The 17,528-nt window shown below is 62.6% G+C and carries 20 protein-coding genes; 12 read left to right on the forward strand and 8 right to left on the reverse strand.

All coding sequences use genetic code 11. The annotated features are described in order from the left end of the window. Window positions 1–2: 2 nt before the first annotated feature. Together trpB and FCU66_RS14410 are read right to left on the reverse strand one after the other, a co-directional pair. Complete coding sequence (trpB, locus tag FCU66_RS14405) at window positions 3–1,253, reverse strand: tryptophan synthase subunit beta (protein WP_136616473.1); 1,251 nt, start codon at window positions 1,251–1,253, stop codon at window positions 3–5. A 30-nt stretch (window positions 1,254–1,283) separates the two neighbouring features. Beyond that, the gene (locus FCU66_RS14410; RefSeq protein WP_136616472.1) at window positions 1,284–1,943 is read right to left on the reverse strand and encodes a phosphoribosylanthranilate isomerase; all 660 of its coding nucleotides are present in this window, start codon (window positions 1,941–1,943) and stop codon (window positions 1,284–1,286) included. A 112-nt stretch (window positions 1,944–2,055) separates the two neighbouring features. Here FCU66_RS14410 and FCU66_RS14415 point away from each other — a divergent pair, with 112 nt between their 5' ends. Then, window positions 2,056–2,274 carry a hypothetical protein gene (locus FCU66_RS14415; RefSeq protein WP_136616471.1) on the forward strand — a complete coding sequence of 73 codons (219 nt, stop codon included), beginning with the start codon at window positions 2,056–2,058 and terminating at the stop codon, window positions 2,272–2,274. A gap of 132 nt (window positions 2,275–2,406) precedes the next feature. On the opposite strand, the gene FCU66_RS14420 is transcribed toward FCU66_RS14415, so the two are convergent. The 3 genes from FCU66_RS14420 to FCU66_RS14430 all read right to left on the reverse strand — a co-directional run bounded on the left by FCU66_RS14420 (window position 2,407) and on the right by FCU66_RS14430 (window position 4,439). Beyond that, a complete protein-coding gene (locus tag FCU66_RS14420; RefSeq protein ID WP_136616470.1) occupies window positions 2,407–3,165 on the reverse strand; it encodes a M48 family metallopeptidase in 759 nt (252 codons plus the stop codon). 101 nt (window positions 3,166–3,266) lie between these two features. Continuing rightward, the gene (locus tag FCU66_RS14425) at window positions 3,267–3,749 is read right to left on the reverse strand and encodes a DUF2852 domain-containing protein (RefSeq protein WP_136616469.1); all 483 of its coding nucleotides are present in this window, start codon (window positions 3,747–3,749) and stop codon (window positions 3,267–3,269) included. Window positions 3,750–3,974: 225 nt separating this feature from the next. Next, entirely contained in the window at window positions 3,975–4,439 is a 465-nt protein-coding gene (locus FCU66_RS14430) for an Lrp/AsnC ligand binding domain-containing protein (RefSeq protein WP_136616468.1), read from the reverse strand. Between the two features lie 162 nt (window positions 4,440–4,601). On the opposite strand from FCU66_RS14430, the gene FCU66_RS14435 reads away from it, so the two are divergent. Further along, window positions 4,602–5,615, forward strand: coding sequence for a 1-aminocyclopropane-1-carboxylate deaminase (locus tag FCU66_RS14435; protein WP_136616467.1), 1,014 nt, complete (start codon window positions 4,602–4,604; stop codon window positions 5,613–5,615). Between the two features lie 55 nt (window positions 5,616–5,670). Here the strand turns inward: FCU66_RS14435 and FCU66_RS14440 are convergent, their stop codons facing one another. Continuing rightward, window positions 5,671–6,855 (reverse strand): benzoate/H(+) symporter BenE family transporter, encoded by a 1,185-nt coding sequence (locus FCU66_RS14440; RefSeq protein ID WP_136616466.1) that lies wholly within the window; start codon window positions 6,853–6,855, stop codon window positions 5,671–5,673. Next, complete coding sequence (locus FCU66_RS14445) at window positions 6,855–7,625, reverse strand: alpha/beta hydrolase (protein ID WP_136616465.1); 771 nt, start codon at window positions 7,623–7,625, stop codon at window positions 6,855–6,857. The genes FCU66_RS14440 and FCU66_RS14445 overlap by 1 nt, the downstream gene beginning before the upstream one ends. Before the next feature lie 207 nt (window positions 7,626–7,832). Between FCU66_RS14445 and infC the strand changes: the two genes are divergently transcribed. From infC to FCU66_RS14490, 9 genes are all read left to right on the forward strand, one after another. Beyond that, on the forward strand, window positions 7,833–8,369 hold the full coding sequence (gene infC / locus FCU66_RS14450; protein ID WP_013528312.1) for a translation initiation factor IF-3: 537 nt from the start codon (window positions 7,833–7,835) through the stop codon (window positions 8,367–8,369). Window positions 8,370–8,537: 168 nt separating this feature from the next. Continuing rightward, window positions 8,538–9,164 (forward strand): methyltransferase family protein, encoded by a 627-nt coding sequence (locus tag FCU66_RS14455; protein WP_136616464.1) that lies wholly within the window; start codon window positions 8,538–8,540, stop codon window positions 9,162–9,164. Between the two features lie 226 nt (window positions 9,165–9,390). Next, a complete protein-coding gene (rpmI, locus tag FCU66_RS14460; RefSeq protein ID WP_006201248.1) occupies window positions 9,391–9,594 on the forward strand; it encodes a 50S ribosomal protein L35 in 204 nt (67 codons plus the stop codon). 37 nt (window positions 9,595–9,631) lie between these two features. Further along, window positions 9,632–10,033 (forward strand): 50S ribosomal protein L20, encoded by a 402-nt coding sequence (gene rplT, locus FCU66_RS14465; RefSeq protein WP_023672281.1) that lies wholly within the window; start codon window positions 9,632–9,634, stop codon window positions 10,031–10,033. A 142-nt stretch (window positions 10,034–10,175) separates the two neighbouring features. Continuing rightward, entirely contained in the window at window positions 10,176–11,273 is a 1,098-nt protein-coding gene (pheS, locus tag FCU66_RS14470) for a phenylalanine--tRNA ligase subunit alpha (protein ID WP_136616463.1), read from the forward strand. After that, window positions 11,270–11,689: a GFA family protein gene (locus FCU66_RS14475; RefSeq protein ID WP_136616462.1), complete on the forward strand. Its 420-nt coding sequence runs from the start codon at window positions 11,270–11,272 to the stop codon at window positions 11,687–11,689. Before pheS ends, FCU66_RS14475 begins: the two co-directional genes overlap by 4 nt. Continuing rightward, window positions 11,686–12,114, forward strand: coding sequence for a hypothetical protein (locus FCU66_RS14480; protein ID WP_136616461.1), 429 nt, complete (start codon window positions 11,686–11,688; stop codon window positions 12,112–12,114). The genes FCU66_RS14475 and FCU66_RS14480 overlap by 4 nt, the downstream gene beginning before the upstream one ends. 14 nt (window positions 12,115–12,128) lie before the next feature. Continuing rightward, window positions 12,129–14,537 (forward strand): phenylalanine--tRNA ligase subunit beta, encoded by a 2,409-nt coding sequence (pheT, locus tag FCU66_RS14485; RefSeq protein WP_136616460.1) that lies wholly within the window; start codon window positions 12,129–12,131, stop codon window positions 14,535–14,537. Between the two features lie 75 nt (window positions 14,538–14,612). After that, window positions 14,613–15,215, forward strand: a complete 603-nt coding sequence (locus tag FCU66_RS14490) for a nucleotidyltransferase family protein (RefSeq protein ID WP_136616459.1) — start codon at window positions 14,613–14,615, stop codon at window positions 15,213–15,215. A gap of 134 nt (window positions 15,216–15,349) precedes the next feature. On the opposite strand, the gene FCU66_RS14495 is transcribed toward FCU66_RS14490, so the two are convergent. Further along, complete coding sequence (locus FCU66_RS14495) at window positions 15,350–16,345, reverse strand: aldo/keto reductase (RefSeq protein WP_136616458.1); 996 nt, start codon at window positions 16,343–16,345, stop codon at window positions 15,350–15,352. Window positions 16,346–16,441: 96 nt separating this feature from the next. Between FCU66_RS14495 and FCU66_RS14500 the strand changes: the two genes are divergently transcribed. Then, complete coding sequence (locus FCU66_RS14500) at window positions 16,442–17,332, forward strand: LysR family transcriptional regulator (protein ID WP_136616457.1); 891 nt, start codon at window positions 16,442–16,444, stop codon at window positions 17,330–17,332. The last annotated feature ends 196 nt before the right edge of the window (window positions 17,333–17,528 follow it).

Here is a 17,528-nt window from a genome sequence, read left to right on the forward strand (position 1 = left end):
GATCAGATCTCCATGCCCAGCATCGAGGCCACCGTGTGCACGTCCTTGTCGCCACGGCCGGACAGATTGACGATGACGATCTGGTCCTTGTCCATGGCGGGCACGATCTTCACCGCATGCGCGATGGCATGCGCCGATTCCAGCGCCGGAATGATGCCTTCGACGCGCGTCGTCAGCTTGAAGGCTTCCAGCGCCTCGTCGTCGAGAATGGGTACATATTCGACGCGGCCTGAATCGCGCAGCCAGGAATGCTCCGGGCCAACGCCGGGATAATCGAGGCCGGCCGAGATCGAATGGCCGTCCATGATCTGGCCGTCGGCATTCTGCAGGAGGTAGGTGCGGTTGCCGTGCAGCACGCCGGGTTTTCCGGCATTCATCGAGGCGCAATGCTCGATGCCGTCGAGGCCGCGCCCGCCGGCTTCGATGCCGATGATGCGCACCTCCTTGTCGTCCAGGAAGGGATGGAACAGGCCGATGGCATTCGAACCGCCGCCGACAGCGGCGATGATGGTGTCCGGCAGCCGGCCTTCCTGTTCGAGGATCTGCGCCCGCGCCTCGATGCCGATCACCGACTGGAAGTCGCGCACCAGCTCCGGATAGGGATGCGGGCCGGCGGCGGTGCCGATCAGGTAATACGTGTCCTCGACATTGGTCACCCAGTCGCGCAACGCCTCGTTCATGGCGTCCTTCAGCGTACCGTGGCCGGCGGTCACCGGCCGCACTTCGGCGCCGAGCAGCTTCATGCGGAAGACATTTGGGCTTTGCCGGGCAACGTCGGTGGCGCCCATATAGACAACGCAGGGAAAGCCGAAGCGGGCCGCGACCGTGGCCGAGGCCACGCCGTGCTGGCCAGCACCGGTTTCGGCGATGATGCGCTTCTTGCCCATGCGCTTGGCCAGCAGGATCTGGCCGAGGCAGTTGTTGATCTTGTGCGACCCGGTGTGGTTCAGGTCCTCGCGCTTGAAATAGACCTTTGCGCCGCCCCCGAGGCCCTTCGCCGAGGAAACCTCACGAAGATGCTTGGTCAGCCCTTCGGCGAAATAGAGTTTCGAGGGCCGCCCGGCATAGTGGGTCGACAGGTCAGTCAGTTCAGCCCTGAAATCCGCATCGTTCTTGACCTCGTTCCAGTTCCGCTCCAGGTCGAGGATCAGCGGCATCAGCGTTTCGGCAACGAAACGACCGCCGAAAATGCCGAACATACCCTGTTCGTCGGGTCCGGTGCGGAAGGAATTGGGCGTCGCCGGCTTGTTCATCGCCGATCTCCTGGCTTGTCGTTTAGGGCTTTAGGCGGCGCGGTCGTCGCGTGCTGCCCGGACGGCCCGGAAAAACTGTTCGATCAGCGCCGGATCCTTGACGCCCGGCGCGCTTTCCACGCCTGAGGAAATGTCTATTCCGGGCGGGTTGGCAAGCCGAAGGGCATCGCCGATATTGGCGGCGTTGAGCCCACCGGAAAGCATGTAATCGACGCCGCCGTCAAGGCCGACAAGAATGCGCCAGTCGAAGGCAACACCATTGCCACCCGGCAGTTCCGAGCCTTTCGGCGGCTTGGCGTCGAACAGGAACCGGTCTGATATGCCGATGAACGGCTTTATCCGCTCGAGATCGGCAGTCTCGCTGAGCGGCAGCGCCTTCATCACCGGCAGGCCATAGCGGGCTTTGACCTCGGCCACGCGCTCGGGCGTTTCCGCGCCGTGCAGCTGCAGCATGTCAGGCTGCATTTTGGCAACGATTTCATCCAGGAAGGCGTCGCTGGCATCGACGGTGACGGCAACCGCCAAAGCCTTGCCGCGCGCAGCCTCGCGCAGACGGCCAGCCTCGGCAGGGTCGACATAGCGTGGGCTTTTGGCGAAGAAAATAAACCCGACATGGCTGGCGCCGCCGGCCAGCGCCGCGGCCATTGCCCCGTCGGTCTTCAAGCCGCAGATCTTGATGTCGAGTGCCATGGCGCGGGAATTGGCATGAAAAGCGAAAAGAGTCGAGAAAAAGCATGCTGTTTGCCGGCAACGCCAAAGGCGCTACCTATGGATGGACAGGATGCAAGGCGGGAGCACGATCATGGCCGACAGAACCGTTGCCGAACTCAGGCAGAAGATCACGCAGGCGCGCGAGGTCATTGCGCACCTGATGGACAAGGCCGCCTTCAATGGCGCCGAGGCGCACCGCGCACTGGATTATTTTGGCAGCGATGCGTTTGACGGCAATTTTTTGCCGTGGCCGCATCATGGCGATGAGGGGCTGCGTCCGGAGGATCTCAACGCGGCGAATGACGATTGAATTTCGTCATCCTAGGGCGGAGCGATGCGAAGCGGAGCGCAAACCCTAGGATGACGACGTTGGAGATGGCTTCGCCAATCTCCAAGGGTCGCGCGAGTAGCCTACTGCGCTCGACGTGCCGCCCGGCTGCCTCTACTCGAACGCGATCGCCTGCAGCGCGCCGCCATTGCGCTTCAGCCATGCCTTGCAGCGCTCGGTGTCGGGGCAAAGCTGCTCGCACAGCTTCCAGAATTTCGGGCCGTGGTTCATCTCCTTGAGATGCGCCACCTCATGCGCGACGAGATAATTGATGACCGGCGCCGGCGCCATCATAATGCGCCAGGAAAACGACAGATTGCCGTCGGAAGTGCAGGAGCCCCAGCGGCTTGAGGTGTCCTTGAAGCGGATCGCCTTGGCGCGCTTGCCCAGCGCCTCGGTGTGCTTGACCACCAGCTTCTCGATCTCGCGCTTGGCCTCGCGCTTGAGGAAATCGGCGATGCGACGCGGCAGGTGGATGCGATCGCCATGCACGATCAGCAGCGGACCGCGCTCGTCGCGCGACACGGTGACGGTGCCGCGTTTCGAAGGCTCATGGACGATGCGGTGCGCCACGCCGCGCACCGGAATCTTGATGCCGGGCCGCACCTGCGGTCGGGCGGGCACCTTGGCCAGCCGCTGTTCCAGCCAGTCCTGATGGCGGTCGAGGAATTTTTCCACCTCGCCCCGGCGCAGGCCCGGCGGCACGGTGATGCGCAGGCCCCGGCCGCCGGAATCGATGCGCAGCGTCAGCCGCCGCGCGCGGTCGTTCTCGACGATCTTGAGCGGCAATGAGCGGCCGGCAACGACATGCTCGCGCTCTTCGACAGGCGCGGGTTTGGGCTTTGTCAGATTGCGGAAGAAGCCGAATGACATGGCGCAACGATACGTGATTCGAGGAAAACGAATAGAACAAAAAAGAAACGGCGCCGCTCGCGCGACGCCGTTTTTTTCACGATGTGGCCTGTCGCTTGGCCTCAGTCGTCAAGCAGGTTCGAGCCTTTGCCACGCTTGGTGGTCGTCGTTCCGGTGCTCGGATCCGTCTTCGTCGGCGCCGTCGACTTGTTGCGGTTGGCCATGAAGCGGTCGAACTCGTCCTGGTCCTTGGCGCGGCGCAATTCCCTTGCATACTCGTCGAACTGGGTCAGCATCTCGTCGAGCTTGCGGCGCTCTTCGTTCAGGCGCTCGAGTTCCTTTTCGCGCCAGTCGTCGAAAGCGACGTTGCCAGTGCGGGCGGAACCATTGCCCCAGCGCGCGGCCTTGTCGGAACCGCGGCGGCAGCCGGCGAAGATGCCGTCGGTCGCGCGGTTGACGTCACGCTTGAAGCCGTCGAGGCGGTCGCCCCAGATGATGTAGGCAAGCATGGCGAAGCCGAGTGGCCAGAACACCATGAACCCGATCACCATCAACGCGATGGTTGCCGGCGTCCAGGCCGGGCGGATCAATGCAGATGTGTTCATTTTCTCCCATTCCTTCGGTTGGAGACAGCCAAACCCGGCTGCGTGGAATCGAAATGGGAAGAGAAAAACGGCGATTCAAGACAATGTCCGCCAAAACCGGACAAGCATCTGAAATGATTGTTGCTTTTTGAGTGCTTCGAGGAAAAGCACGACCAGGCATGAAGAACAGTGGCAATGCCGCCGGCGGTACAATGGTTTGATGCATCGGCAGGGAACCCATTCCTTTCAAAAATCCAGGGCCGCGTTATCGACGACCTCCTTCATCACGAAGAACGTCCTCGTCTGACGAACGCCGGGCAGTGCGATCAACTGATCCCCGTGGATCCGGTTGAAATCCGCCATGTCACCGACCCTGATCTTTAGAAAATAGTCGAAGTCGCCTGCCACCAGATGGCAATCGAGAATGAATTTCAGTTTCGCGACGGCCTTCTCGAATTCCGCAAAGCTTTCCGGGGTCGAGCGATCCAGGACGACGCCAACCATCACCAGCGCGCCTCTGTCGACCTTCTGCGGCGTCACCACTGCCCTGACATGGCTGATGTAGCCTTCATCGAACAAGCGTTGCGTGCGGCGGTGGCACGTCGCCGGGCTGACAACAACCGACTGCGCCAACTCCGCATTGGTCAACCGCCCATTGTCCTGGAGCAGGCGCAACATTTTGAGGTCGATCCGGTCGAGCGATGCTTTCATGAAAGGTTCTTCCGCCTTTGAGGCATTTTATCGAAGCATTATAACATATTGACGCTGAAAGGTTAGATTTCAGGCATTTTCTGCTCGATCTTAGAGAGCACCTTTCAAGAGAAAACTGATAGTGTTTCCGGCATCAAAATCACAATCAGAGGAGGATCTCTCATGTTGGAGAAGTTCGAACGCTATCCGCTCACATTTGGACCGACCCATATCGAGAAACTGGATCGGCTCAGTGCTCATCTCGGCGGGAAGGTCGATCTCTACGCCAAGCGGGAAGATTGCAATTCCGGCCTCGCCTTCGGCGGCAACAAGCTGCGCAAGCTCGAATACATTATCCCGGACGCGATCGCCTCAAACGCCGACACGCTGGTTTCGATCGGCGGCGTTCAATCCAACCACACGCGCATGGTGGCAGCTGTCGCAGCGAAAATCGGCATGAAATGCCGCTTGGTGCAGGAAAGCTGGGTGCCCCACGAGGACGCCGTCTACGATCGCGTCGGCAACATCCTTTTGAGCCGGATCATGGGCGCAGATGTCCAGATGGTCGATGAGGGCTTCGATATCGGAATCAGGGAAAGCTGGGAACAGGCGATCGCGGACGTGAAAGCCAGAGGCGGCAAACCTTATCCGATTCCGGCCGGGGCTTCGGTGCATAAATATGGCGGCCTGGGCTACGTCGGCTTCGCCGAAGAGGTGCGCGCGCAGGAGAAGGAACTCGGCCTTGCCTTCGACTACATCGTCGTCTGTACCGTCACCGGCTCTACCCATGCCGGCATGGTGGTCGGCTTCGCCAAGGACGGTCGCGAACGTAAGGTGATTGGCATCGACGCATCAGGCACCCCGACGCAGACCAAGGCGCAAGTGCTTGAGATCGTGAGGAACACAGCAGCTTTGGTCGAACTCGACAAGGAACTCAATGCGGACGACGTCGTGCTCATCGAGGACTATGCTTACCCAGCCTATGGTGTCCCCTCACAGGAGACGAAGGAAGCAATCCGTCTCTGTGCCCGCCTCGAAGGCATGATCACGGATCCGGTATATGAGGGAAAATCCATGCAGGGCATGATCGATCTCGTGAACAAAGGCTATTTTCCTGCGGGATCCAAGGTGCTCTACGCCCACCTCGGCGGCGCTCCGGCCATCAATGGGTATGCCTATACATTCCGTAATGGCTGAGTGCATTCAGGTGCGGCACGGCTGCGTGGAATCGGGATGGAAGCGGGAAAACGATTCAGGACAATGTCCGCCAAATCCGGACAAGCGGCTGAAATGATTGTCGCATTTTGAGTTCTTCGAGGAAAAGCACGACCACCCCGGCGACCAGGCCCCAGAATGCCGCGCCGACGCCGAACAGCGTCAAACCCGAAGCGGTGACGGCAAAGGTGACGGTGGCGGCCATTCGGTGACCTTCGTCCTTCAAGGCGATCGACAAAGCGTTGGCAAGCGGCGCCATCAGCGCGAGACCCGCCACCAGCACGATCAGGCTCTGCGGCAGGACGGCGAAGATCGCCACCAGCGAAGCGCCGAAAATGGCAAAGACGAGATAGGCGAGCGCATAGAACGGGCCGGTCTTCCAGCGTTCGGCGGGGTCCGGATGGACGTCAGGCCCGGTGCAGATCGCAGCCGAAATCGCCGCCAGATTGGTGGTCGAGCCGCCAAACGGCGCCGACAGCAGCGAAAACAGGCCAGTGACGCCGATCAGCGGGCCCGGCTCCGGGTGATAGCCGGCGGCGCGCAGCACGGCCAGGCCGGAGAGATTCTGCGAAGCCATGGTGACGAGATAGAGCGGCAGCGCCAGGCCGATGATCGCGGCAGCGCTGAAATGCGGCGCGATCAGTGTCAGCGTCGACAGTTCCGGTGTCGGCAGGCCGCCGACGCGGCCGGTGAGAAATGCCGCAAGGCCGCCGCCGATCAGCACCACCAGCACCGACACCGCCGGATTGAACAGCCTGATGACGAAAAAGGCGGCGATCAGCGGCAGGATCAGCCAGGGATCGGCGGGGATGGTCTTGACCGCGTTGATGGCGAAACTGACGAGGATGCCGGCCAGCATGCCCGATGCGACCGACGCCGGTATCCTGGCGATCAGCCGCGTCAGGGGTCCGAACAGGCCGGTGGCGATCAACAAGATGCCGGTGACAATGAAGGCGCCGACCGCCTCGTTTATCGAAAAGCCGCTCGAGGCCGCGATCAGCGCCAGGCCCGGCGTTGACCATGCGGTGATGACAGGCATCTTCGTGCGCCACGACAGCCACAGGCACTCGATCGCCATGGCCAGGCAGAGGGCGGTAACGCCGCTCGCCGTCTCGATCTGCGTCGCGTCGACTGCCTTGGCGGCTGCGATGACGATGGCCAGCGTGCCGCCAAAGCCGACGATGGCCGCGACGAACGCGTGTATCGGAATGGAAAGGCGCATCAGTTTCCCCTCTGCGCCATCGCGTCGACGGCCCGCATCAGCATGTCGAGATCCTGCGGCCGCGACAGGCGGTGGTCGCCGTCGGGGATCAGCGACAAGGTCACGTCGTCGGCCGGCAGCAGGCTGACCAGCTTCAGCGCATGGCTTGCCGGCACGTCCGCATCGGCCAGGCCCTGCAGGATGTGCACTGGGCAATGGGTGTCGAGAGGGCCTGTCATTATCAGGTTGTCGCGTCCGTCCTCGATCAGCGAGCGCGTGTAGATGTAAGGCTCGGCGGAATAATCTGACGGCTCTTCGAAGAAGCCTTTCTCCGTCAGGTCGCGCTTCTGCGCCTGCGTCAGCACCGGTTCGACCAGTTCGGCGGTAAAATCCGGCGCCGGCGCCAGCAGCACCAGGCCGGCGACGTTGCTATCGCCTGCCTTGCGCAGCTCTTGCACCATGCGCAGCGCGATCCAGGCGCCCATCGAGGAGCCGACCAGGATCTGCTTGCCCTTGGTGAAATGCCGGAACACGGCAAGGCTCTGCGCAAGCCATGTCGAAATCGTGCCGTCGGCAAAGGCGCCACCGGATTCGCCATGGCCGGAATAATCGTGGCGCAGGAAGGCGCGGCCTTCTCTTGCCGCCCAGTCCGACAGCGTCTCGGCCTTCGTGCCCAGCATGTCCGACTTGTAGCCGCCGAGCCAGACGATGCCGGGCACAGAGCCAGCCGTATGGCGCACCGCGATGCGCGATCCATCGACATCGATAAAGACGGGGGGCGTGACAGTCATGACTTTTTCCTCAACGTCGGTCTTGTGGCACAGCCGGCGGCGAGGCGGAAAGTGCTCGCGATGTTTCTTTGTTTGGTGCAGGGCAGCGATCAGGGTGATTTTCTGTCAATGCTGTGCTATTGACTCCGCCCGCGCGCTCACCACATTGGCGCGTCCACGCATCAACACTGACAAACCCTGAACGAAACGGCCAAGGAGACCACGACCATTCGCAGACCTTTCAAAGCAGCGGCGCCGACCAAGGATGGCCCGCGCTCCAACCGTGACATCCGGGTTCCCCGGGTCCAGCTTATCGACGCCGAAGGCCAGAACCGCGGCGATGTTTCCATCAACGACGCATTGCTGCTCGCCGAAGAGGCTGGGCTCGATCTCGTCGAGATATCGCCCAACGCGGTGCCCCCCGTCGTCAAGATCCTCGATCTCGGCAAGTTGAAATACGCCAACCAGAAGAAGGCGGCCGAGGCGCGCAAGAACCAGAAGGTCATCGAGATCAAGGAGATCAAGATGCGCCCGAACATCGACAGCCATGACTACGAGACCAAGATGAAGGCGGTTCGCCGCTTCTTCGAGGAAGGCGACAAGGTCAAGCTGACGCTGCGGTTCCGTGGCCGCGAAATGGCGCATATGGAACTCGGCATGCAGCTTCTGAACAAGGTCCGCGAGGAAGTAGCGACCATCGCCAAGGTCGAGGCGGAACCGAAGCTCGAAGGCCGCCAGATGATGATGGTGCTGTCGCCGCGCTAAGATGTGCCGAATATCAACACATCTGAGATCACGATGACGTCAGGCTGGTCATCGGGCTCTAAATCCGCCTGAATTGTGTTACAGGGCGTCCCGGCGATCGGCGGGACGCCTGTTTTCTTGGCCGAGGCTGCGATCGCTGGCCAAGTTCCTCGACGATCGGATTCCACCTTGGACAAAGAACTTAAATACGGGCTGGGTAACTACCAGCATACGCGCAGGATGGTGCTTACCGGGCTCGTGGCCGTGCTGTTCGCAGCGCTGCTGTTCGGCCAATCGACGTTTCCGCCCGACACACCGGTGCATGAGTCGATCGAAATGTTCGGCGTGCTGCTGATTTTCCTCGGCATCGTCGGGCGCCTTTGGGCAACGCTCTACATAGGCGGGCGCAAGGCTTCCGAGGTGGTGACCGGCGGACCATACTCGATCACCCGCAACCCGCTCTATGTGTTCTCGACCGTGGCCGCGGCCGGCGTCGGAGCGCAGATCGGCTCGTTCTCCGGCATCATTCTTTTCGGGCTTTTGTGCGCGGGCGCCTTCCACATCGTCATCCTGCGCGAGGAGAAATTCCTCAAGGAAGCGCTCGGCGCCACGTACCAGGCCTATCTGGAGCGGGTGCCGCGCTTCTTCCCGAAATTGTCGCTCTACCAGGAGGGCGATACGGGCAGCTTCAAGCCGCGCCTGCTGTTGGCCACGCTGCTCGACGGCCTGGTGTTCCTGGTCGCGCTGCCGGCCTTCGAATTGATCGACGGCGCCCAGCAGTCGGGCATGTTGCCGGTGCTGTTCCGGCTGCCTTAGGGTTTACCGATATTCAGGTGAGGCTGCCTGCGAACGGCTGAAACCCGCGCTTCCGGTGCTCGCGCACTGCAGGTGTTGCGCGCGGGCCGTCTTTGACGTATAGGACCGCCGTTCAAGAAAACCGCCCGGCAGGGCATGCCGTGGCGGTTTCATTTGCTTTTCGGGCTTTGGTCGGCCCGAAGCGAACAAGAAGCGCGATAGTGCGCCAACAATACGGAGTAGCAAAATGCCCAAGATGAAGACCAAGTCCGCTGCCAAAAAGCGGTTCAAGATCACAGGTACGGGTAAAGTCCTGTCGGCTGCGGCCGGCAAGCGTCACGGCATGATCAAGCGTTCCAACAAGTTCATTCGAAATGCCCGCGGCACGATGGTTCTGGCTGAACCGGATGGCAAGAAGGTCATCAAGAATTTTCTTCCGAACGGCCTCTAAGGCATTCGGTCCGGACACGTTTTAAGGAGATCATGACATGGCACGCGTAAAGAGAGGCGTCACCTCGCACGCCAAGCACAAGAAGGTCCTGAAAGCCGCGAAAGGCTTCTACGGCCGCCGCAAGAACACCATCCGCATCGCCAAGCAGGCGGTGGAAAAGTCGATGCAGTACGCGTATCGCGACCGCAAGAACCGCAAGCGCTCGTTCCGCGCTTTGTGGATCCAGCGCATCAACGCCGCGACGCACGAGCATGGCCTGACCTATGGCCGCTTCATCGACGGCCTCAACAAGTCGGGCATCGAGATCGACCGCAAGATCCTGTCGGACATGGCCATCCACGAGCCGCAGGCTTTCGCAGCCCTGGTCGCCAAGGCCAAGGTGGCGCTCGAATATCTGAAGAACACCACGCCGAACGCTTTTGAAAGCGCTGTCGCCTAAGACCAGCGCTTCCCAAGCATTCGCAATTCTGATTTGGGGAACCCGCGCTGGCACGGCTGGCGCGGGTTTTTCTTATGCCTGATGTAACCAAAATGGTGACACGCCCGGTGATGGTGGGTCGCCCGATCGAGAGAGCTTCGCCGTGAACGCCACTGCTGGAAATCTTGAAGCCCTGGAAGATTCACTTCTGGCCGACATCGCGTCGGCCGCCGATGAGCCGGCCATCGAGGCCGTGCGCATCGCTGCTTTCGGCAAGAAGGGCACCGTGTCCGAGATGCTGAAGACACTCGGCGCGATGAGTGCCGAGGAGCGCCAGGTCAAGGGTCCTGTTATCAACGGCCTCAAGAACCGCGTCACCGATGCGCTGACGGCCCGCAAGGCCGAACTCAGGGATGTGGCGATCACCGCGCGCCTGGCCGCCGAAAAGGTCGACGTGACGCTGCCGGTGCGGCAGTCGCCGGCCGAGCGCGGCCGCATCCACCCGATCAGCCAGGTCATCGACGAGATCGCGGCGATCTTCGGCGATCTCGGCTTCTCCATCGCCGAAGGGCCGGATATCGAGACCGATTACTACAATTTCACCGCGCTGAATTTCCCCGAAGGCCATCCGGCGCGCGAGATGCACGACACCTTCTTCTTCCCGCCGGACGAGAAGGGCGAGCGCAAGCTTTTGCGCACCCACACCTCGCCGGTGCAGATCCGCACCATGGAGACGAAGAAGCCGCCGATCCGCATCGTCATTCCTGGAAAAACCTACCGGCAGGATTCGGACGCCACCCACTCGCCGATGTTCCATCAGGTCGAGGGGCTGGTGATCGACAAGACCGCGAATGTCGCCAACATGAAGTGGGTGCTGGAGGAGTTCTGCAAGGCCTTCTTCGAGGTGCCGCAGGTGAAAATGCGCTTCCGGCCGTCCTTCTTCCCGTTCACCGAACCGAGCCTCGAGGTCGACATCCAGTGCGACCGCTCCAGGCCGGGCGAAGTGCGTTTCGGCGAAGGCTCCGACTGGATGGAGATCCTCGGCTGCGGCATGGTGCACCCCAATGTGCTGCGCCATGGTGGGCTCGATCCGGACGAATATCAGGGTTTTGCCTGGGGCATGGGAATCGACCGCATCGCCATGCTGAAATACGGCATGCCGGACCTGCGCGCCTTCTTCGACGCCGATGTCCGCTGGCTGTCGCATTACGGCTTCAGGCCGCTCGACATGCCGACCTTGTTCGGGGGCCTAAGCGCATGACAGCGCCGCACACCGGCGGCTGCCGCTGCGGCGCCGTGCGGTTCGAGGCCTCGGCCGAACCGCACCATGTCAGCTATTGCCATTGCGGCGATTGCCGGCGGGCCAGCGGCGCGCCGGTATCGGCCTTTGTCGGCTTCCTGGTCGATCAGGTCGCGTTCACCGGCAAGGCGCTGAAGATGTACGAGAACGGGCCGGTGACGCGCTCGTTCTGCGGCGTCTGCGGCTCGCCCATCGCCTATGTCGACGAGCGGCTGGAGGACGACATCTACTTCATGCTCGGCGCCATGGACGTGCCTGCCGATTTTGAGCCGACTCAGCATGCCTATGTCAGCGAGCAGCTTGCCTTCGTGCATATCTCCGACGATTTGCCGAGACATCTGAAAACCAGCGTGCCCAGACCAAGGGAAGGGTTATGACGTTAAACGCCGACTTGCTCCCCCTTCTCGCAACGGCGCTTTCAATTGCTGGCGCTGCTGGCACGTATGCCTATCAAAAGTACATCGATAGGCGCACCGCGTTGGTTGAGATCAGGCGGTCAGCCTACTGCAACTATCTAAACGCGTTCATGGCAATGTCAGATAGTCCAGAACGTGTAGAGGAAGTGCGTCGTAGCTATTATCAGAGCGAAGTCGAGCTCCTCGTGGTCGGCTCAGATCCGGTCATACAGCGAGTGGGCGCTCTTTCACGCTTCTACGCCGAAACGAACCATGATCGTCACAATCGAGATGTGAACGAAGTTCGACGGCTCGTCGCAGAGGTTTGTCGCTCTATGCGAGCTGATTGTTTTGAGAAATCCGACCTGACCACAGACGAAGTTCAAGCGCTCGTTCCAATAGTGTAGCCAAAGAGAAAAAAATGAAATTCACCCTTTCCTGGCTCAAGGACCACCTCGAGACCGACGCCACGCTCGACGAGATCGTCGAGCGGCTGACCTCGATCGGCCTCGAAGTCGAGCATGTCGACGACAAGTCGAGCCTGAAGCCCTTCGTCATCGCCAGGGTGCTGACGGCGGTTCAGCACCCCGATGCCGACCGGCTGCGCGTGCTGACCGTCGACACCGGCGACGGCAAGCCACCCGTGCAGGTCGTCTGCGGCGCGCCCAACGCCCGCGCGGGACTGATCGGCGCCTTCGCCGCGCCCGGCACCTATGTGCCCGGCATCGACGTGACGCTGACGGTCGGCAAGATCAGGGGCGTCGAAAGCCACGGCATGATGTGCTCCGAGCGCGAGCTGGAGCTGTCCGACGAACACAACGGCATCATCGACCTGCCTGAAGACGCGCCTGTCGGCACGAGCTTCGCTGCCTACGCGCACATCGACGATCCGCTGATCGAGATCAATCTGACGCCGAACCGGCCGGACGCCACCAGCGTCTACGGCATCGCCAGGGATCTGGCGGCGAGCGGGCTTGGCCGCCTCGTCGGCGGCGCCATCATGCCGCATGTCGGCAGCGGCATGTGCCCGGTCAAGGTGACGATCGAGGCGCCGGAGCTCTGCCCCGGCTTTGCGCTCAGGCTGGTCAAGGGCGTCAAGAACGGCCCGTCGCCGAAATGGCTGCAGCAGCGGCTGATCGCCATTGGTCTGAGACCCATCAGCGCGCTGGTCGACATCACCAATTACGTCACCTTCGACCGCGGCCGTCCACTGCATGTGTTCGACGCCAAGAAGGTCGCCGGCAATCTCGTCGTGCGGCGTGCGCGCGATGGCGAAAAGGTACAGGCGCTCGATGGCCGCGAATACACGCTGACGCCGGAAATGTGCGTCATAGCGGACGACAACGGCGTCGAATCGATCGCCGGCATCATGGGCGGCGAGCATTCGGGCTGCGACGAGAATACGACCGATGTGCTGATCGAATCCGCCCTTTGGGACCCGATCACCACGGCCCGCACCGGTCGCACGCTCGGCATCATCACCGATGCGCGCTACCGCTTCGAACGTGGCGTCGACCCCGAATTCATGGTGCCCGGCGTCGAACTGGCGACCAGACTGGTGCTCGATTTCTGCGGCGGCATGCCGACGGAGATCGAAGTCGCCGGCTACACCGAACACAAGCCGAAGATCGTTTCCTTCCCGCTTTCGGAAGTGAAGCGGCTGACTGGCATCGAGGTTCCCAGGGCGGAAAGCCTCGACATCCTGTCGCGCCTCGGCTTCAAGCCTGAGGGCTCGGGCGATGTCGTCAACGTCGCCGTGCCGTCATGGCGCCCCGATGTCGACGGCAAGGCCGACCTGGTCGAGGAGGTCATGCGCATCCACGGCGTCGACAACATCGCACCGCAGCCGCTCGGTGCGCATGACGCGGTCAACGCAAAGATCCTCACCACGCTGCAGGTCCGTACCCGCACCGCCAAGCGCGCGCTTGCCGTGCGCGGCATGATGGAGGCCGTCACCTGGTCGTTCATTCCGGCCAAACACGCCGAACTGTTCGGCGGCGGCCAGACCGCGCTGAAGCTTGCCAACCCGATCGCCGCCGACATGTCCGACATGCGGCCCTCGCTGCTGCCGGGGCTGATCGCCGCTGCCCAGCGCAATGCCGACAAGGGCATTGGCGACGTGGCGCTGTTCGAAGTGTCGGGCACTTATGAAGGCGACGGCGCCGACCAGCAGCGGCGCGTGGCCGCCGGCGTGCGCCGCGGTACCGCAAAGCTCGACGGCTCCGGCCGCAACTGGGCCGGCAATTCAGGCCCGGTCGGCGTGTTCGACGCCAAAGCCGACGCCATCGCTGCACTGGAAGCCTGCGGTGCACCGGTCGAGCGGCTGCAGATCGAGGCGGGTGGTCCGGCCTGGTATCATCCCGGCCGTTCGGGCACCATCAAGCTCGGCCCGAAAACCGTGCTCGGCACCTTCGGCGAATTCCACCCGAAGACGCTGGAAGGGCTCGACGTTTCCGGCCCGCTCTGCGGCTTCGAAGTCTTCGTCGATGCCGTGCCCGAGCCGAAAGCCAAGCCGACGAAAACCAAGCCCAAGCTGGAGCTGTCGGCCTTCCAGGCGGTGAAGCGCGACTTCGCCTTCGTCGTCGACAAGGCGGTCGAGGCCGGCACGCTGGTTCGCGCCGCACTCGCCGCCGACAAAAAGCTGATCACAGGCGTTTCGGTGTTCGACATCTTCGAAGGCGCGTCGCTCGGCGAGGGCAAGAAATCGATCGCTATCGAAGTGTCGATCCAGCCGGTCGAAAAGACGCTGACCGACGAGGATTTCGAGGCGCTGGCCAAGCGCATCGTCGAAAATGTCGGCAAGCAGACCGGCGGCGTTCTGAGGACGTAGAGCGGCCAACGCCGCTCTACGCATTTGCCTTTTTTGAGGATTGCCCGGAAGTAGCGAATCGCCCTCCAAAGGGTGATGGATCATCTGCGCTATTCCGGGCTCCCGTTCGAAGCACAACGCGAAGCGTTCCTCGCCATCGTGTTGGCGGATCCGCTGGTCCGCGATGCGCTGGAGCGGGCACGCGCGCTGGCGCTGCCGGACTGGCTGGTGGTGTCCGGCGCGCTCTACAACAGCGTTTGGAACCACCTGACCGGTAAGCCATCGGGCTACGGCATCAAGGATGTTGATCTCTTCTACTTCGATGACAGCGACCTGTCCTACGAGGCCGAGGACGCCGTGATCCGGCGGGCGGCGAAGCATTTTGAGGGGTTGGCGCTGCCGGTCGAGGTGCGCAACCAGGCGCGGGTGCATCTGTGGTATCCGCAGAAGTTCGGCCGACCCTGCCCACGCTATTCGAGCGCCAGCGAACCGCTCAGCTATTTTGCTTCGAAGACCCACGCGGTCGGTGTGCGATACGATGCGGACGGGCAGCTGGAGCTGGTGGCGCCGTTCGGGCTCGACGATATCTTCTCGTTTCGCATCACGCCCAACCGGGTGACGGACAACCAACGGACGCACGAGGCGAAGGGGGCGCGGGCACGGGAGGCATGGCCGGAGATTTGCGTGGTGCCTTGGTAGGAGATGTAGGCGCGAGGCACCCCCCTCTNNGCAGGACAGAGGGGGGTGCTTCGCGCCAACCTTTCACAATCATCCGCATCGCGCGGCGTTGAAGAAAGGGCGCTGAAGCGCCCCTTCTTCGCGCCGACCGCCGTTCACCCATTCACCAGCGCCAGAAGCTCCTCCGTATAGCGCTTACCCATAACCTTATCCGGCGACAGCGCATCACCGATGGCCTGCACCTCGGCCGCGCTCAGCGCGATCCCGGCCGCCGCCGTGTTCTGCTCAAGGTGGCGGATCTTCCGCGCGCCGGGGATCGGCACGATGAAATCGCCCTGGTGCAGCACCCAGGCCAGCGCCAGTTGCGCCGAGGTTACGCCCTTTTCTGCCGCCATCTTCTCCAGCGTGGCGATGACGGCGGCATTGGCGGCCATCGCGTCGGCCTGGAAGCGCGGCAGGCCGCGGCGCCAGTCGTCGTCGCTCAAGGCCTCAGGCTTGGCGATCGTGCCGGTCAGCAGGCCACGGCCGAGCGGGCTGTAGGGAACGAAGCCGATGCCGAGCTCGCGGCAGACGGCGAACACCTCATCTTCCGGGTCGCGGCTCCACAGCGAATACTCGCTCTGCACGGCTGATATCGGATGCACGGCATGGGCCCGGCGGATGGTTGCGGCACTCGCCTCCGACAGGCCGAGCGCGCGCACCTTGCCCTCGCGCACCAGCGCGGCCATGGCGCCGACCGTATCCTCGATCGGCACGTTGGGGTCGACGCGGTGCTGGTAATAGAGGTCGATCACATCGGTGCCCAGCCGCTTCAACGACGCCTCGGCGACGGCCTTGACGTGCTCGGGGCGGCTGTCGACGCCGGCCATGCGGTCAATGCCGGTGCCTTCCTCCAGGATCTTGAAGCCGAACTTGGTGGCGATGGTCACCTTGTCACGCACCGACTTCAGCGCCTTGCCGAGCAGGATCTCGTTCTCGTAGGGGCCATAGACTTCCGCCGTGTCGAAGAAGTTGACGCCAATCTCGACGGCGCGGTGCAGCGTGGCGATCGCCTCGGCCTCCGGCTGACCGCCATAGACAAAGCTCATGCCCATGCAGCCGAGGCCGACGGGGAAGACTTCGAGTTCAGTTCCTAGCTTGCGGGTTTGCATCACGCGTCTCCTTGTTGTGATGCCTAGGAGATAGCGCATTGCCTTGTGTTCGATAATCGGCTCATCTAAGTACGGGCCGTTCTAGAAAACAGATCAATGAACCGAGCACATCTGTCACAACTCGCGGTGCTTGCAACCGTCGCCCAATGCGGCAGCTTTCGCGGCGCCGCCAGGGAATTGGCCATCGCGCCGTCGGCGGTCAGCCATGCGGTGTCCAGCCTGGAAGCGCGGCTTGGCGTTCGCCTGCTGTCGCGCAGCACGCGCAGCGTTGCGCCCACCGAAGAGGGTGCGCAATTGCTGGAGCGGCTGCGGCCGGCACTGTCGGAGATCGACCTGGCGCTGGAGACGGCGGTCGAGGCACGCGACCGGCCGGCCGGCAATCTGCGGCTCAGCGTGCCGCGCACGGCAGCGCATCTGGTGCTGACGCCACGGCTCGGCGCATTTGCCGCGGCCTATCCCGACATCGTGCTGGAGATCGTCATCGAGGACCGCTTCACCGATGTCGTCGAAGGCGGTTTCGATGCCGGTGTGCGGCTCGGCGAGAGCCTGCAGCGCGACATGATCGCGGTGCGCATCGGGCCGGACATTCGCGGCTCGGTGGTCGGCGCGCCATCCTATTTCGATGCCATGCCAAGACCAGGCCACCCGCGCGACCTAGCCGACCATCGCTGTATTCGCTTCCGCTTCTCCAGCGGCATTCTCTACCGCTGGGAATTCGCGAAGGGCGGCGAGGAAATCGAAATCTCCGCGCAAGGGCCCCTGATCCTCGACGAGGACCATCTGATCGCGCAGGCAGCGGTCGACGGCGCCGGGCTCGCCTTCGTCTTCGAGGACTATGTCCGCGCCCCGCTGGCCGCCGGCAGGCTGATTCGCGTGCTGGAGGACTGGTGCCCGTCCTTCGACGGGTTCTTCGTTTACTACCCCAGCCGCCGCCAGATGCGCCCGGCGCTGCGTGCTTTCGTCGATTTCTTCAAGGTGAGCGGGTAGCGATGCGATCACGAAATTAAGCAGTCGCTTCGGCGTAAATTCACTTTGCCGACCTTGGTGCTGCCCCTCACCTGCCTGCCGGCATCCTCTCCCCGTAAACGGGGCGAGGGACACTCCCGTCGACGCTTTCGCCAATCACCAACGTTGCAGAATGAGCACCGAGGGGCACCACCGCTTCTTTCTCCCCGTTTACGGG

The sequence above is a fragment of the Mesorhizobium norvegicum genome, from assembly GCF_004919685.1.
Taxonomy (GTDB): Bacteria; Pseudomonadota; Alphaproteobacteria; order Rhizobiales; family Rhizobiaceae; genus Mesorhizobium; species Mesorhizobium norvegicum.

Excerpts from the sequence above, each read along its gene's own strand:
- trpB (WP_136616473.1), bottom strand. The coding sequence starts at position 1,253 with ATGAACAAGCCGGCGACGCCCAATTCCTTCCGCACCGGACCCGACGAA.
- FCU66_RS14410 (WP_136616472.1), bottom strand. The coding sequence starts at position 1,943 with ATGGCACTCGACATCAAGATCTGCGGCTTGAAGACCGACGGGGCAATG.
- FCU66_RS14415 (WP_136616471.1), top strand. The coding sequence starts at position 2,056 with ATGGCCGACAGAACCGTTGCCGAACTCAGGCAGAAGATCACGCAGGCG.
- FCU66_RS14420 (WP_136616470.1), bottom strand. The coding sequence starts at position 3,165 with ATGTCATTCGGCTTCTTCCGCAATCTGACAAAGCCCAAACCCGCGCCT.
- FCU66_RS14425 (WP_136616469.1), bottom strand. The coding sequence starts at position 3,749 with ATGAACACATCTGCATTGATCCGCCCGGCCTGGACGCCGGCAACCATC.
- FCU66_RS14430 (WP_136616468.1), bottom strand. The coding sequence starts at position 4,439 with ATGAAAGCATCGCTCGACCGGATCGACCTCAAAATGTTGCGCCTGCTC.
- FCU66_RS14435 (WP_136616467.1), top strand. The coding sequence starts at position 4,602 with ATGTTGGAGAAGTTCGAACGCTATCCGCTCACATTTGGACCGACCCAT.
- FCU66_RS14440 (WP_136616466.1), bottom strand. The coding sequence starts at position 6,855 with ATGCGCCTTTCCATTCCGATACACGCGTTCGTCGCGGCCATCGTCGGC.
- FCU66_RS14445 (WP_136616465.1), bottom strand. The coding sequence starts at position 7,625 with ATGACTGTCACGCCCCCCGTCTTTATCGATGTCGATGGATCGCGCATC.
- rpmI (WP_006201248.1), top strand. The coding sequence starts at position 9,391 with ATGCCCAAGATGAAGACCAAGTCCGCTGCCAAAAAGCGGTTCAAGATC.
- rplT (WP_023672281.1), top strand. The coding sequence starts at position 9,632 with ATGGCACGCGTAAAGAGAGGCGTCACCTCGCACGCCAAGCACAAGAAG.
- FCU66_RS14475 (WP_136616462.1), top strand. The coding sequence starts at position 11,270 with ATGACAGCGCCGCACACCGGCGGCTGCCGCTGCGGCGCCGTGCGGTTC.
- FCU66_RS14480 (WP_136616461.1), top strand. The coding sequence starts at position 11,686 with ATGACGTTAAACGCCGACTTGCTCCCCCTTCTCGCAACGGCGCTTTCA.
- pheT (WP_136616460.1), top strand. The coding sequence starts at position 12,129 with ATGAAATTCACCCTTTCCTGGCTCAAGGACCACCTCGAGACCGACGCC.
- FCU66_RS14490 (WP_136616459.1), top strand. The coding sequence starts at position 14,613 with ATGGATCATCTGCGCTATTCCGGGCTCCCGTTCGAAGCACAACGCGAA.
- FCU66_RS14495 (WP_136616458.1), bottom strand. The coding sequence starts at position 16,345 with ATGCAAACCCGCAAGCTAGGAACTGAACTCGAAGTCTTCCCCGTCGGC.
- FCU66_RS14500 (WP_136616457.1), top strand. The coding sequence starts at position 16,442 with ATGAACCGAGCACATCTGTCACAACTCGCGGTGCTTGCAACCGTCGCC.